This is a genomic window from Micromonospora sp. NPDC051924 (assembly GCF_055586005.1).
The window spans coordinates 25,427-38,218 of the sequence record NZ_JBVJJA010000057.1; the positions used below are offsets into that span (position 1 = coordinate 25,427).

The 12,792-nt window shown below is 71.5% G+C and carries 14 protein-coding genes; 13 read left to right on the top strand and 1 reads right to left on the bottom strand.

From position 1 onward, the window contains the following. The first annotated feature begins 31 nt into the window (after positions 1 to 31). The 6 genes from ACZ6S5_RS30555 to ACZ6S5_RS30580 all read left to right on the top strand — a co-directional run bounded on the left by ACZ6S5_RS30555 (position 32) and on the right by ACZ6S5_RS30580 (position 3,687). Entirely contained in the window at positions 32 to 940 is a 909-nt protein-coding gene (locus ACZ6S5_RS30555) for a carbohydrate ABC transporter permease (protein WP_466005693.1), read from the top strand. Then, positions 937 to 1,845 (top strand): carbohydrate ABC transporter permease, encoded by a 909-nt coding sequence (locus tag ACZ6S5_RS30560; RefSeq protein WP_466005694.1) that lies wholly within the window; start codon positions 937 to 939, stop codon positions 1,843 to 1,845. Before ACZ6S5_RS30555 ends, ACZ6S5_RS30560 begins: the two co-directional genes overlap by 4 nt. 86 nt (positions 1,846 to 1,931) lie before the next feature. After that, positions 1,932 to 2,483 carry a hypothetical protein gene (locus tag ACZ6S5_RS30565; RefSeq protein ID WP_466005695.1) on the top strand — a complete coding sequence of 184 codons (552 nt, stop codon included), beginning with the start codon at positions 1,932 to 1,934 and terminating at the stop codon, positions 2,481 to 2,483. Positions 2,484 to 2,572: 89 nt separating this feature from the next. Beyond that, positions 2,573 to 2,947 carry a VOC family protein gene (locus ACZ6S5_RS30570; protein ID WP_466005696.1) on the top strand — a complete coding sequence of 125 codons (375 nt, stop codon included), beginning with the start codon at positions 2,573 to 2,575 and terminating at the stop codon, positions 2,945 to 2,947. Position 2,948: 1 nt separating this feature from the next. Beyond that, positions 2,949 to 3,263 carry an ArsR/SmtB family transcription factor gene (locus tag ACZ6S5_RS30575; RefSeq protein WP_123241652.1) on the top strand — a complete coding sequence of 105 codons (315 nt, stop codon included), beginning with the start codon at positions 2,949 to 2,951 and terminating at the stop codon, positions 3,261 to 3,263. Further along, entirely contained in the window at positions 3,256 to 3,687 is a 432-nt protein-coding gene (locus tag ACZ6S5_RS30580) for an SRPBCC family protein (RefSeq protein ID WP_466005697.1), read from the top strand. Before ACZ6S5_RS30575 ends, ACZ6S5_RS30580 begins: the two co-directional genes overlap by 8 nt. Positions 3,688 to 4,114: 427 nt before the next feature. Here the strand turns inward: ACZ6S5_RS30580 and ACZ6S5_RS30585 are convergent, their stop codons facing one another. After that, positions 4,115 to 5,104 carry an N-acetylglucosamine kinase gene (locus tag ACZ6S5_RS30585; RefSeq protein WP_466005698.1) on the bottom strand — a complete coding sequence of 330 codons (990 nt, stop codon included), beginning with the start codon at positions 5,102 to 5,104 and terminating at the stop codon, positions 4,115 to 4,117. A gap of 155 nt (positions 5,105 to 5,259) precedes the next feature. Between ACZ6S5_RS30585 and ACZ6S5_RS30590 the strand changes: the two genes are divergently transcribed. From ACZ6S5_RS30590 to ACZ6S5_RS30620, 7 genes are all read left to right on the top strand, one after another. Next, the gene (locus ACZ6S5_RS30590) at positions 5,260 to 6,222 is read left to right on the top strand and encodes a MurR/RpiR family transcriptional regulator (protein WP_466005699.1); all 963 of its coding nucleotides are present in this window, start codon (positions 5,260 to 5,262) and stop codon (positions 6,220 to 6,222) included. Beyond that, positions 6,219 to 6,968: an SIS domain-containing protein gene (locus ACZ6S5_RS30595; protein WP_466005700.1), complete on the top strand. Its 750-nt coding sequence runs from the start codon at positions 6,219 to 6,221 to the stop codon at positions 6,966 to 6,968. Before ACZ6S5_RS30590 ends, ACZ6S5_RS30595 begins: the two co-directional genes overlap by 4 nt. 24 nt (positions 6,969 to 6,992) lie before the next feature. Beyond that, a complete protein-coding gene (ngcE, locus tag ACZ6S5_RS30600) occupies positions 6,993 to 8,405 on the top strand; it encodes an N-acetylglucosamine/diacetylchitobiose ABC transporter substrate-binding protein (RefSeq protein ID WP_466005701.1) in 1,413 nt (470 codons plus the stop codon). A 22-nt stretch (positions 8,406 to 8,427) separates the two neighbouring features. Beyond that, positions 8,428 to 9,372: a carbohydrate ABC transporter permease gene (locus ACZ6S5_RS30605; RefSeq protein ID WP_466005702.1), complete on the top strand. Its 945-nt coding sequence runs from the start codon at positions 8,428 to 8,430 to the stop codon at positions 9,370 to 9,372. 13 nt (positions 9,373 to 9,385) lie between these two features. Next, complete coding sequence (locus ACZ6S5_RS30610) at positions 9,386 to 10,339, top strand: carbohydrate ABC transporter permease (protein WP_466005703.1); 954 nt, start codon at positions 9,386 to 9,388, stop codon at positions 10,337 to 10,339. A 79-nt stretch (positions 10,340 to 10,418) separates the two neighbouring features. After that, complete coding sequence (locus ACZ6S5_RS30615) at positions 10,419 to 12,122, top strand: bifunctional 3'-5' exonuclease/DNA polymerase (protein ID WP_466005704.1); 1,704 nt, start codon at positions 10,419 to 10,421, stop codon at positions 12,120 to 12,122. 143 nt (positions 12,123 to 12,265) lie between these two features. Continuing rightward, a partial coding sequence (locus tag ACZ6S5_RS30620) for a nucleotidyltransferase family protein (protein WP_466005705.1) occupies positions 12,266 to 12,792 on the top strand: 527 nt, incomplete at its 3' end.

Below are 12,792 nucleotides of genomic sequence, written 5' to 3' on the forward strand. Positions count from 1 at the left end.
CCGGTCCACCGCTGGGGAGTAGGTCCTTCTCGTGAGACATGGCAAGTACCCGCTGATCATCACCTTCCTGGTGCCGCCGCTGGTGCTCTACGGCGTCTTCGTACTCTCGCCGTACCTGCAGGCGTTCCAGATCTCCACCACCAACTGGCTGGGCTACTCCGCGCACGCCGACCCGGTCGGGATGGCGAACTTCCGGACGCTGTGGCACGACGGCCAGGTGTGGAACGCGATCAAGAACAACGCGATCATGCTCGCGGTGGTGCCGGTACTGACCATCGGACTCGGCCTGTTCTTCGCCACGATGCTCAACATGGGCGGGCGCAAGGGCCGGGCCGGGGTGACCGGCGTCCGGGGCACGGCGGTCTACCGGATGGTCTACTTCTTCCCCCAGGTGCTCTCCGTGGTGATCATCGCGCTGCTCTGGAAGGAGGTCTACCACCCCAACAACGGCCTGCTCAACGGCGCGCTGCGGGCCTTCGGCCTGCCCGCGCCCACCTGGCTGGGCGACCCGCGCACCGCGTTCTGGTGCGTGCTGGCCGTGATGATCTGGAGCAACGTCGGGTTCTACGTGGTGCTCTTCGGCGCCGCCATGGCGGCGATCCCGCGCGACATCTACGAGGCGGTGCTGCTCGACGGGGCGTCGCGGTGGACCACCCTGCGCCGGGTCACCGTCCCGCTGCTCTGGGACACCGTGCAGGTCGCCTGGATCTACCTGGCCATCGCGGCGCTGGACGGCTTCATCCTGGTCCAGCAGATGACCAACGGCGGTCCCAACTTCTCGTCCGACGTCATCGGCCTGCGAATGTACGAGACCGCGTTCGGCAGCGAGAGCAAGTTCGGATATGCCTCCGCGATCGGCGTGGTGATGCTGTTCCTGACCCTGTCGGTCGCGGTGCTGGCGCTGCGTTCCGGCCGTCGTGATCGGATCGAGTACTCGTGACCACCATGGATCGCCCCGCCGTCGCCGGGGCGGAGAAGCCCGAGCCCACCCGCGCCGAGGAGCGGCGGCCGCGCCGCGAACTGGGCGTGGCCAACGCCTTCTCGCACGGGTTCCTGCTGCTCTGGGCGGCGCTGACCGCGCTGCCGCTGCTGTGGATGTTCCTCAGCTCGTTCAAGAGCGACGGCGAGATCCTCAGCGACCCGTGGGGTCTGCCCGGTGCGCTGCGCTTCGAGAACTGGTCCCGGGCCTGGACCGAGGCGCACATCGGCCGGTACTTCCTGAACAGCGGCATCGTGGTGGCCGGCTCGCTCACCCTCACCATGCTGCTCGGCGCGACCGCCGCGTACGTCTTCGCCCGGTACGAGTTCCGCGGCCGGCAGGTGGTCTACTACCTGTTCGTCGGCGGGATGATGTTCCCGGTCTTCCTCGCCCTGGTGCCGCTCTTCTTCGTGGTGCGCAACGCCGGGCTGTTCGGCACCTGGACCGGCCTGATGCTGGTCTACGCCGCCTATTCGCTTCCGTTCACGGTCTTCTTCCTGACGGCGTTCTTCCGGACGCTGCCGACGTCGGTCGCGGAGGCGGCGCTGATCGACGGGTGCGGTCACTTCCGGCTCTTCTTCCGGGTGATGCTGCCGATGGCGCGACCGGGACTGATCAGTGTGGCGATCTTCAACTTCCTCAGCCACTGGAACCAGTTCATCCTGCCGCAGGTGCTCATGCAGGGCGACGACTCCAAGTGGGTGCTGGCGCAGGGCCTCACCGCGCTCGCGGTCAGTCAGGGCTACCAGGGCGACTTCAGCGGCCTGTTCGCGGGCCTGACCATCGCCACCCTGCCGGTGCTGGCGGTCTACGTCGCCTTCCAGCGGCAGATCCAGACGGGACTCACCGCGGGTCAACTCAAGTGAGGCGGTTGCCACAGGCAATGGGGCAGCGCGACCAATAAGGGCTCCTCTATGGTGGGCCGGCACCGTTATCGATTGACAGGAATCACATGTTTCTCCTCATCTACGAGCTGTTGCTGCTGCTCGGCGGCATCGCGATGGTCGTCGTCGGCCTGGCGCTCAAGGAGCAGTCCACCCTTTCGCGGGTCGCCAACATCGTCGTCGGTATCGCCTTCTTCTGCTACGGCTTCTACCTGATGTTCCTCTTCGAGGGCGGTAGGTACCGGGTCTTCATCTACGTCTTCATCCTGCCGATCCTGCTGATCGTGCAGGCGTTCAAGTCGCGCAAGGAGGCTCAGGAGGCGGCCCAGGCACAGCAGTTCGCCGGGGCGCCGCAGGCCGGCCAGTACGGCCAGCCGGGCCAGTACGGCCAGCAGCCGTTCCCCGGCCAGCCGGCGCCGGGCCAGCCGACGCAGGGCTGGCCGACGCCGCAGCCCGGCTACCCGGCACAGCCCGGCCAGCCGGCGCCGCAGGGTCAGTACGGCCAGCCGCAGGGCCAGTACGGCCAGCCGCAGCCGCAGTACGGCCAGCCGCAGCCGCAGTACGGCCAGCCGCAGGGGCAGTACGGCCAGCCGCAGGGGCAGCCCTACCCGGGCGCCTGACGTTCGTCCTGGTTGCGGGGCGGTCGACGATGTCGGCCGGCCCACCCCCGGCTTGACCGGTAGGAAATCTCCTACCTATTGTGGTGGTCATGACCGTGACCCACGTGAAGCTTGTCTCCGTACCCGTCAGCGACCAGGACCGGGCCCGGGACTTCTACGTCGACCTGCTCGACTTCGACCTGATCTTCGACAACCCGATGGGCCCCGGCGGACGCTGGATCCAGGTGGCCCCGAAGGGCGCCGACACCGCGCTGACGCTGGTCACCTGGTTCCCGAGCATGCCGCCCGGCTCGCTGAAGGGCCTGGTGCTGGAGACCGACGACCTCGACGCCGACGTGGCCCGGCTGACGGACCGGGGGGTCGTGTTCGGCGAGGGCGGCATCCAGACCGCGCCCTGGGGCCGGTACGCCACCTTCCACGACCTGGACGGCAACGGGATCGTCCTTCAGTCCACCCGGGTCTGACGTGGCGGACGTCTTCGCGGCGCTGGCCAACCCCACCCGGCGCGAACTGCTCCGGCTACTGCTCGAGCGGGGCGAGCAGCCGGTGCAGCAGCTCGCCGACCACTTCGACATGCGCCGGCCCAGCCTGTCGGAGCACCTGCGGGTGCTCAAGGACGCCGGCCTGGTGACCGAGCAGCCGATCGGCCGGCAGCGGTTCTACGCGCTGCGCCCCGAGCCGCTGCGCGAGGTGTCCGACTGGCTCGGGCCGTACGAGCGGTTCTGGCGGGCCCGCCTGGCCGACCTGCGCGAGGTGCTGGACGGGCTGCCCGATGAGTGAGCAGACCGCCGTCGCGGTGGACCAGTTCCTGGCGCACCCGCCGGCGAAGGTCTGGCGGGTGCTGACCGATTCTGATCTGCTGGCCCGCTGGTTGATGCCGAACGACTTCCGGCCGGTCCCGGGGCACCGGTTCACCTTTCGCACCACCCCGCGGCCCGGTCAGGGCTTCGACGGCGTGGTCCACTGCGAGGTGCTGGAGCTGGACGAGCCGCGCCGGCTGCGGTGGTCCTGGCGGGGCGGCCGGCTGGACACCGTGGTCACCTGGACCCTGGTGCCGGAGGGGCGGGGCACCCGGCTCTTCCTCGAGCACGCCGGCTTCGACCCGGAGGACCCGGTGCAGCGGCGCACGTTCACCCTGCTCGACGGCGGCTGGCGCAGCCACGTCTGGCCCCGCCTGGCCCAGACCCTCGCCGACCTCGCCTGACAGTGCGGTTGGTCCACGATCGATGGGCCGGCGACGGCTACGGCGAGACGGCCCACAGGCGTACGGGCGGTCGTGGCCGCCTGTGGAGCTGAGTCGTCCGTGATGTCGGTGCCCTGGGGCCGGATTGCGCCCCGCTACGAACTTGATGACGCAGATGGATCGGTCGCTGCCCGCGCTCGTGGGCGCGGGCGTGAGTCGTTCGCGCCATCAAGTTCGTAGCGTGCGGCGGGAGGCCGTCGGCCCCGGCGTCCGGCTTCCCGCCGGGCCTCGAGCAAGGGGCTGCCTGTGACGGGTTCAGGCGGCGGGACTGCGACCCGTGGCGACCCGGAGGTCGGGCAACGCGCGGGAGGGCGGCACCCTGGGGAGAGCGGGCAGGGGCCCGACCGGGAGTGCCGGGGCCGGTGGGCGGAGCGCGTCTGCTACCCGCTCAGGTCGCTGTCGCCAGCAGCAGGGCGTGCAGGGCCGCCGGGTCGGTGACCTCGGGCAGGTTGCGGGCGGCGAGCCAGGCCGCCGCCGCGGCCCCGTCCCCGGCCGTGCACAGCGGCGCGTCCGGCCACCTGCGGGCCAGTTCGGGGCGGACCGCCTCTGCGAGCGGTGTGTCGCCGGTGAGCAGGCCGCCGCCGAGCACCACCGGATCGGTGGCGCCGGCCGGCCGGATCCGGCTCACGCTCTCGGCGAGCAGTGCGGCGGCCTCCCCAACGAGCGCCGTGGCGGTCGGCTCGCCCTCCCGGGCCGCCGTCACCACGAGGGGGGCGAGCCGGGCCAGCTCCACCGGTGGCCGTCGGGTGACCGTCTGCACCACCGCTTCGGCGGTGCTCCGGGGCCGGTCCGCGACCTCGGGTGTGCCGGTCAGCTCGGTGAGCACCCGGCGGGACAGCTCGCCCGGCGCCGCCGCCCGGTCGAGGTCGGACAGCAGCCGGCGGACCGCCTCCCGGCCGAGCCAGAACCCGGAGCCGGCGTCGCCGAGCAGCCAGCCGTGCCCGTCCGCGACCCGATCCAGCCGCAGGTCACGGACCTGGGCGGCGATCGCGCCGGTGCCGGCGATGAGCACGGTGCCGTCCGGCGCCGCGGTGCCCGAGGCGTACGCGACCAGGGCGTCGCCGTGGACCGCGTACGGGCAGCGCAGGCCGGCGTCGGACCAGGCCTGGTCGAAGGCGGCCCGGCCGTGCGGGTCGGCCAGGAGGCGGCCGGCTCCGGCCAGCCCGATGGTGCCGGCCCGGACCCGGGTCGGATCGACGTCGGCGAGTGCGGCCCGTAGCGCGGCCAGCAGCTCGGCGGCGGCCCGGTCGGCGCCGTGGCTGGTCGGGTTGCCGCCGCCGGCGCGGCCGGTGCCGAGCCGTACGCCGTCGAGGCTGAGGGCGGCCGCGCGGGTGGACGTACCCCCGACGTCGAGGCCGACCACGACGGTGTCGGACATGACCTTCATGCTGGTCGGCCTTGCCTCAGGAAAGCAAGATCCGGGCTGTGCGCCAGGTAACAGTTTGAAAACTTCGCCCACGGCCTTGACACGGAGGGGCCTTCAGTAAGAACTTTTACCACTAACAGTTAACACTCTTTTCCGAAAGGCGTCCCATGGTTGATCACGAGGTGGACACCCCCGCGGGGACCGCGGTGGTCGACGCCGACGCGGTCGACCGGCGGGGTGCGGTGGCGGTCTCCTCCGACGGCGTGCTGGCCAGGGTCCGGGCCGGGGCGGGGGAGCTGACCGGGGCACTGCGCCGGGTCGCTGAGCACGTGCTCAGCGACCCGGAGGCGGCGGCCCGGGCCACCATCGTGGAGCTGGCCGAGCGCAGCGGCACCTCGCCGGCGACCATCACCCGGTTCTGCCGGGCGATGGGCTTTGAGGGCTACGCCGACCTGCGGCTCGGCATCGCCGCCGAGACCGGCCGGGCCCGCTCGGCCGGCTGGACGGTCGACATCGGCCGGGAGATCCAGCCCAGCGACCCGCTGTCCCGGGTGCTCGACCAGATCATGGCCGCCGACACCCGGGCGATGCACGACACCGCCGCGCTGCTCGACCTCGCCGAGGTGGAGCGGGCCGCCGTGGCGATCGCCGGGGCGAGCCGGGTGAACATCTTCGGCGCCAGCGGCAGCGCGCTGGTCGGCGAGGAGATGCAGTTCAGCCTGCACCGGATCGGGGTGGCCGCCTGGGCCTGGAGCGACGTGCACGAGGGACTGGCCAGCGCGGCGCTGCTCGGCGTCGGCGACGTCGCCCTGGGCATCTCGCACACCGGCCAGACCCGGGAAACCATCGAGATGCTCGCCGAGGCCGGCAGCCGGGGGGCGACCACGATCGCGCTGACCGGCTTCCCCCGCTCGCCGCTGGCCGAGCTGGCCGACATCGTGCTCGTCACGGCCAGCCAGGCCACCACCTTCCGGCCGGACGCGCTCTCCGCCCGGCACCCCCAGCTCGTCGTGCTCGACCTGCTCTACATCGCGGTGGCGCAGCGCACCCACGACCGCGCCCACGCGGCCTTCCGGCGTACCGCCCAGGCCGTGGACGGGCACAAGGCCGCGAAGGGGGCCACCTCATGATCAGTGCCCAGCGGTACGCGGACGCCGTCCGCCCGGTGCTCGACCGGGTGGTCGACACGCAGGCCGAGGCCGTCGACCGGGCGGCCGGCCTGATCGCCGCCGGACTGCGCCGCGGTGGCGTGCTCCAGGCCTTCGGCGCCGGCCACTCCGAGGCGTTCGCCGCCGAACTGGTGGCCCGGGCCGGCGGCCTGGTCCCCACCAACCGACTCTCCCTGCACGACCTCGTGCTGCACGGCGACGCGCCCCGCGACGTGCTCGCCGACCCCAAGCTGGAACGCGACCCGGCGGTCGCGCACCAGCTCTACGCCCTGGCGGCGCCGCAGCCGGAGGACGTGTTCGTGGTCGCCTCCCAGTCCGGCATCAACGGCTCGGTGGTCGAGCTGGCGACGCTGGTCCGGGAGCAGGGCCACCCGTTGATCGCGGTCACCTCGGTCGAGCACTCCGCCCGGGTCGCCCCACGCCACCCGAGCGGGCACCGGCTCACCGACCTCGCCGACGTCGTGCTGGACAACGGCGCGCCGTACGGCGACGCACTGCTGCCGCTCGAGGGCGGCGGCGCGGTCTGTGCGGTCTCGTCGGTCACCGCGGCGCTGCTGGCGCAGCTGCTGACCGCCGAGGTCGTACGACGGTTCCACCTGGCCGGGGAGGTACCCCCTATCTACCTCTCCGCCAACGTCCCCGGTGGGGACGAGCACAACCTCGCCCTCGAGTCGCGGTACGCCGGGCGCCTCCGGCGGACCGCCTGACCCGACACACAAGGAGAGACAGAGATGTCGGTTACCCCCGAGAAGCCCGGCGACCTCAGCCGCCGGACCCTGTTGCAGCGCGCCGCCGCGGCCGGTCTGCTGGTCACCCCGGCCGCCGGTCTGCTCAGCGCCTGCGCCGGCAGCGAGCCGAGCAAGTCCGACAACGGCGGCGCGGCCAAGAGCAAGGACAACCCGTTCGGCGTGAAGGACGGCAGCGCCGTCAAGGTGGTCATCTTCAACGGTGGCCTGGGCGACCAGTGGGCCAAGGAAGACAAGGTCGTCTTCAACGCCAAGCACCCGAACATCACGGTCAACATGTCTTCCACCCAGAAGATCAAGACCGAAGAGCAGCCGAAGATGGCGACCCAGCCGAGTGACCTGGTCATGAACTCGGGCGCGGACAGCATGGACCGCAGCACCCTGATCAACGAGGGTGCCATCGAGCCGCTCGACGACCTGCTCACCGCGCCGGCCTGGGACGGCGACGGCACGGTCGCCGACAGCCTGCTGCCGGGCACCGTCGGCGACGGTACGCAGAACGGCAAGTTCTACGTGGTCAATGTGGCCTACACGGTCTGGGGCAACTGGTACAACGCCGCCCTGTTCAAGAAGGAGGGCTGGCAGGCCCCGACCACCTGGGACGAGTTCTTCGCCCTCGCCCCGAAGATCAAGGCCAAGGGCATGGCGCCGTACGTGCACGACGCCGTGCACGGCTACTACCCGCGCTGGGGGCTCTTCGCGAGCATCTGGAAGGCGGTCGGCAAGCAGGCGGTCATCGACATCGACAACCTCAAGGACGGCGCCTGGAAGGCCGACGGCATCGTCGCGGCGCTGGAGCCGTGGGAGAAGCTGGTCAAGGACAAGCTGCTGCTGCCGGGCAAGCTCGACCACACCCAGTCGCAGCAGGCGTGGCTCGACGGCAAGGCGGCCTTCATCCAGGTCGGCACCTGGCTGAAGAACGAGATGGCCGCCACCATCCCGCCGGGCTTCGAGCTGACCCTGTCCGACTACTGGAGCAACTCCGGGGACAAGGCCGCCAAGGACGTCTTCGCCGGCTCCGGCGAGGGCTTCGTGGTGCCGAGCAAGGCGCCCAACAAGGAGGCCGCCAAGGAGATGCTGCGGGCCATCCTGTCCAAGGCCGGCTCCGCGAAGTTCGCCGAGCTGACCAAGTCGCTGGCCTCCACCAAGGGCTCCGGCGACAACGTGCAGGACTCGGCGCTGGCGTCGGCGAACGCGCTGATGAAGAATGCCACGTCGGACCTGATCTCGGTCAAGTTCCCGGACTTCTACGCCGACCTGGACAAGGAGAGCCAGAACCTCTCCGAGGAGCTGATGGCCGGCCGGCTCACCGCGCAGCAGTTCGTCGACAAGATGCAGGCGGCCGCCGACAAGGTCGCCAAGGACTCGTCGATCAAGAAGCAGACCCGTACCGCCTGATCCGTTCGGGAGAGTGAGTCCAATGCGGCACGGAGTCGCGCGTTTCGTCACGGGCTTCCTGGCCCTGCCCGTCGCGCTGTACCTGTTCTACGTGGTGTGGCCGTTCGCGCAGGCGGCGGGATACTCGCTGACCGACTGGGGCGGGTACTCGGATTCCCAGCACTTCGTCGGTCTGGACAACTACGTCCGGCTGCTCTCCGACGAGCTGATCCGGAAGGCGTTCTGGCACAACGTGTTCTTCCTGGTCACCGTGCCGCTGGTCACCATCGCGCTGGCCCTGTTCCTCGCGTTCCTGCTCAACGTGGGCGGACGCGAGGACAGGGCCGGCATCCGCGGGGTGTTCGGTTCCGGGCTCTACAAGGTGATCTTCTTCTTCCCGCAGGTGCTGTCGCTGGTGGTCATCGCCGTGATGTGGCAGCAGATCTACCGGACCGACAGCCAGGGTCTGATCAACGGCCTGCTCATCAAGATCGGGCTGGTCGACGCGGACAACCCGATCGCGTTCACCGCCGACCCGGAGCCGTTCCTCGGCGTACCGGCGGTGCTCTGGTGGCTGCTGCTCATCGCGGTGTGGAGCGGCGCCGGCTTCTACATGGTGCTCTTCTCCGCGGCCATGCAGTCGATCCCGAAGGACATCTACGAGGCGGCGATCCTCGACGGCGCGGGTCGGTTCCACACCTTCTTCCGGGTGACCCTGCCGCTGCTGCGGGAGACCATCTCGGTCGCCTGGGTCTACCTGGGCTTCATCGCCCTGGACATGTACGCCCTGGTCTTCGTCATGACCCCGAGCCAGGGCGGGCCGAACCACGCCAGCGAGATCTTCGCGTCGGTGCTCAACTTCACCGCGTTCCAGAAGGGCCAGTTCGGTTATGCCTGCGCGATGGGTGTCGCGCTGGCCATCTTCACGATCCTGCTCGCCGCGCTGCAGCTGAGGATCACCCGTCGTGATGAGCGTATCGAGTTCTGAAGGAGGCGCGACGATGAGCACGGCGACGCACGGCCCCATCGGGGCCGACCAGGCCACCCCGTCCCGCCCGGCGCAGGTACGACGGGCCGAGGCCCGCGGGCGCGGAGTGGGCGGCCGGATCTTCAACGGCTTCTCCCACGCGTTCCTGGTGGTGTGGGCCCTGATGGTCATCTACCCGCTGCTGTGGGTGGTGATGTCGGCGTTCAAGGACGACTCGGAGGTCATCCGCGAGCCGCTCTCGCTGATCCCGAGCAAGCTGCACTGGGACAACTTCGGCCGCGCCTGGACCGAGGGGCACCTCGGGTCGTTCTTCCTCAACACCGTCCTGGTGCTGGCCGGCAGCGTGACCCTGACCATGCTGCTCGGCTCGATGGCCGCGTACGCCCTCGCGCGCTACGAGTTCCCCGGCAACCGGCTGATCTACTACATGTTCCTGTCCGGCCTGACCCTGCCGATCTACCTGGCCGCGGTGCCGCTGTTCAAGGGGGTCTACAACACCGGGATCAGCTTCCCGCTGCTCGGCCCGAACAAGCACCTGATGCTGATCGTGGTCTACGTGGCCTGGTCGCTGTCCTTCACGATCTTCTTCATGCACTCGTTCTTCCGGACGCTGCCCGACTCGATCGCCGAGGCGGCCCAGGTCGACGGGGCCTCGCACACCCGGACCTTCTTCAGCGTGATGCTGCCGATGGCCAAGCCCGGCCTGATCAGCATCGGCATCTTCAACGTGCTCGGCCAGTGGAACCAGTGGTACCTGCCGACCCTGCTCATGCAGTCGGTGTCCGGCGAGCCGAAGCACCAGGTGATCGCCCAGGGCCTGATCGAGCTGTCGGTCAACCAGGGCTACAAGTCCGACTGGTCCGGCCTCTTCGCCGGCGTCACCATGGCGATGCTGCCGGTCCTCATCGTGTACATCGTCTTCCAACGCCAGGTCCAGTCCGGCCTGACGGCCGGCGTCGGGAAGTAGCTGCCCTCTGCTCCGCGAAGGAGTGGCCGTTCCACGGGGACGGCCACTCCGTCGCGTGCCGGCGGCCGTGCCCGGGGGAGTGTCGGAGGGACGAGGCAGAATCGCGTTCGTGCTGGTGGCGGTGGTGGCGGACGAGCGGGGCGGCGGGGTGCTGCAAGCCCTCGACGCCGGTGGTCGCCCCGCCGGTCCGCCCGAGCCGGTGGCCGACCTGGCCGCCGCGGTGGCCGCCCGGGAGGCCGCCGAGCGGCCCCGCTGGGTCTGGGCCACCGGCCCCACGGTCTACCCGGCGCTGCTGCGCGCCGGGGTCCGGCTGGACCGCTGCCACGACGTGGAGTTGACCGAGGCGCTGCTGCTCGGGCACGCCGGCCGGTGGGGTGAGCCCCGTTCGCTCGCCGCGGCCTGGGCCCGGCTGACCGGCGCGCCGGTGCCGCCGGACCCGGCGCCCCGCCCGCCGGAACCGCCCGGCCTCGGTCAGGCCGCGCTCTTCGACGCGCCGTCCGGCCCGCCGGGCCCGGGCATCGAGGCGTTGACCCGGGTGTACGCGGACCAGCTCGCCCGGATCGGGGCGACCGAGCACCCCGGCCGGTTCCGGCTGCTGGTGGCCGCCGAGTCGGCCGGCGCGCTGATCGCCGCCGAGATGGGGGCGGCCGGCCTGCCCTGGCGGGCGGACGTGCACGACGCCGTCCTCGCCGAGCTGCTCGGCGAGGCGTCGCCGGTGGGCGGCCCGCCCCGCCGGCTGGCCGAGCTGGCCGCCCGGATCGCCGAGGCGTTCGGCGTCCGCCAGCTGCACGCCGACTCTCCGGCGGAGCTGCTCAAGGCGTTCGCCCGGGCCGGCGTGGAGCTGCCCAACACCCGGGCCTGGGTGCTGCGCGGGGTGGAGCACCCGGCCGTGCCGCTGGTCCTGGAATACAAGGAGCTCTACCGGATCTGGACGGCCCACGGCTGGGCCTGGCGCGACGCCTGGGTCTCGGCCGGCCGCTTCCATCCCGAGTACGTTCCGGGCGGGGTGGTCTCCGGTCGCTGGGCCACCCGGGGCGGCGGCGCGTTGCAGATCCCGAAGGTGATCCGGCGCGCGGTGGTGGCCGACCCGGGCTGGACGTTCGTGGTGGCCGACGCGGGTCAGCTCGAGCCGCGGGTGCTCGCCGCGGTGTCCGGGGACGAGCGGCTGGCCGCCGCCGGTGGCGCCGGCGACCTCTACGCCGCCCTTGCCCGGGACGCCTTCGCCGGTGACCGGGCCCGGGCCAAGGTGGCCCTGCTCGGCGCCATGTACGGGCAGACCGGCGGCGCGGCGGTGCCCGCCCTGGCGGTGCTCAAGCGGAACTACCCGACCGCGTTCGGGTACGTCGAGGCGGCCGCCCGCACCGGGGAGGCGGGCGGGCTGGTGCGGTCGTGGCTGGGGCGTACCTGCCCGCCGGGGTCGATGGGCTTCGCCGACGGGGAGGAGGCGGATCCGGACGCCGGCACGGACCCGCAGGGACCGCGGGCGCGGGCGGCCCGCTCGCGGGGCCGGTTCACCCGCAACTTCGTCATCCAGGCCACCGCCGCCGAGTGGGCCTCCACCCTGCTGGCCACGCTCCGTACGGAGCTGGCCGGCACCGGGGCCGCGCTGGTCTTCTTCCAGCACGACGAGGTGATGGTGCACTGCCCGGCGGAGCGGGCCGAGGCGGTCGCGGCGGCGGTCAGCGACGCTGGCGCCCGGGCCACCGCGCTGCTCTTCGGCGACACCCCGGTGCGGTTCCCGCTGGACCTGTCCATCGTCGACTGCTACGCCGACGCCGCATAGCCGGGCAATTTTCCGTTTTGCCCCGCTACCCGCTCGCGGGCGCGCTCGTTGGGTCCGTTGTGCGTACGACGGGACGGACCGGATGCGGCTGCGCCCGGTCCGTCCCCCTGGTCGAGGGGGCACAGCTGAACCGGATCGCAGGAATGATCATCGCCGCTGGTGGGGGCCGTCGGATCGGCGGACCCGAGGCGCTGCTGCACCAGGGGGAGAAGCCCCTGGTGAGCCAGCTGATCGACACGATGGGCGACGCGGGCTGCGAGCAGATCGTGGTCGTGCTGGGCGCGGCGGCCGAGCAGGTCCGGCAGACCACCGACCTGACCGGGGCCACCGTGGTGGTCAACCGCGCGTGGGGGACCGGCGTGGGTTCCTCGATCCGGGCCGGCCTCGCCGCGCTGACCGACGAGGGGATCGAGGCCGTCGTCGTGGTGCCGGTCGACATGCCCGGGCTCACCGCCGCCGCGGTCCGCCGGGTGGCCGCCCTGCCGTACCCGGACGTGCTGGTCTGCGCCACCTACGACGGGCTGCGCGGCTACCCGATGCTGTTCGGGCGCCGGCACTGGTCCGGTATCGCGACCCTGGCCAGGGGGGGAGGGGGGGGGGGGGCGTGGGGGGGGGGGGGGGAGGAACAAACAATCGACACCCCCAGACCGGAAAAAAACACACACCAACC

Excerpts from the sequence above, each read along its gene's own strand:
- ACZ6S5_RS30565 (WP_466005695.1), top strand. The coding sequence starts at position 1,932 with ATGTTTCTCCTCATCTACGAGCTGTTGCTGCTGCTCGGCGGCATCGCG.
- ACZ6S5_RS30570 (WP_466005696.1), top strand. The coding sequence starts at position 2,573 with ATGACCGTGACCCACGTGAAGCTTGTCTCCGTACCCGTCAGCGACCAG.
- ACZ6S5_RS30580 (WP_466005697.1), top strand. The coding sequence starts at position 3,256 with ATGAGTGAGCAGACCGCCGTCGCGGTGGACCAGTTCCTGGCGCACCCG.
- ACZ6S5_RS30585 (WP_466005698.1), bottom strand. The coding sequence starts at position 5,104 with ATGTCCGACACCGTCGTGGTCGGCCTCGACGTCGGGGGTACGTCCACC.
- ACZ6S5_RS30590 (WP_466005699.1), top strand. The coding sequence starts at position 5,260 with ATGGTTGATCACGAGGTGGACACCCCCGCGGGGACCGCGGTGGTCGAC.
- ACZ6S5_RS30595 (WP_466005700.1), top strand. The coding sequence starts at position 6,219 with ATGATCAGTGCCCAGCGGTACGCGGACGCCGTCCGCCCGGTGCTCGAC.
- ngcE (WP_466005701.1), top strand. The coding sequence starts at position 6,993 with ATGTCGGTTACCCCCGAGAAGCCCGGCGACCTCAGCCGCCGGACCCTG.
- ACZ6S5_RS30605 (WP_466005702.1), top strand. The coding sequence starts at position 8,428 with ATGCGGCACGGAGTCGCGCGTTTCGTCACGGGCTTCCTGGCCCTGCCC.
- ACZ6S5_RS30610 (WP_466005703.1), top strand. The coding sequence starts at position 9,386 with ATGAGCACGGCGACGCACGGCCCCATCGGGGCCGACCAGGCCACCCCG.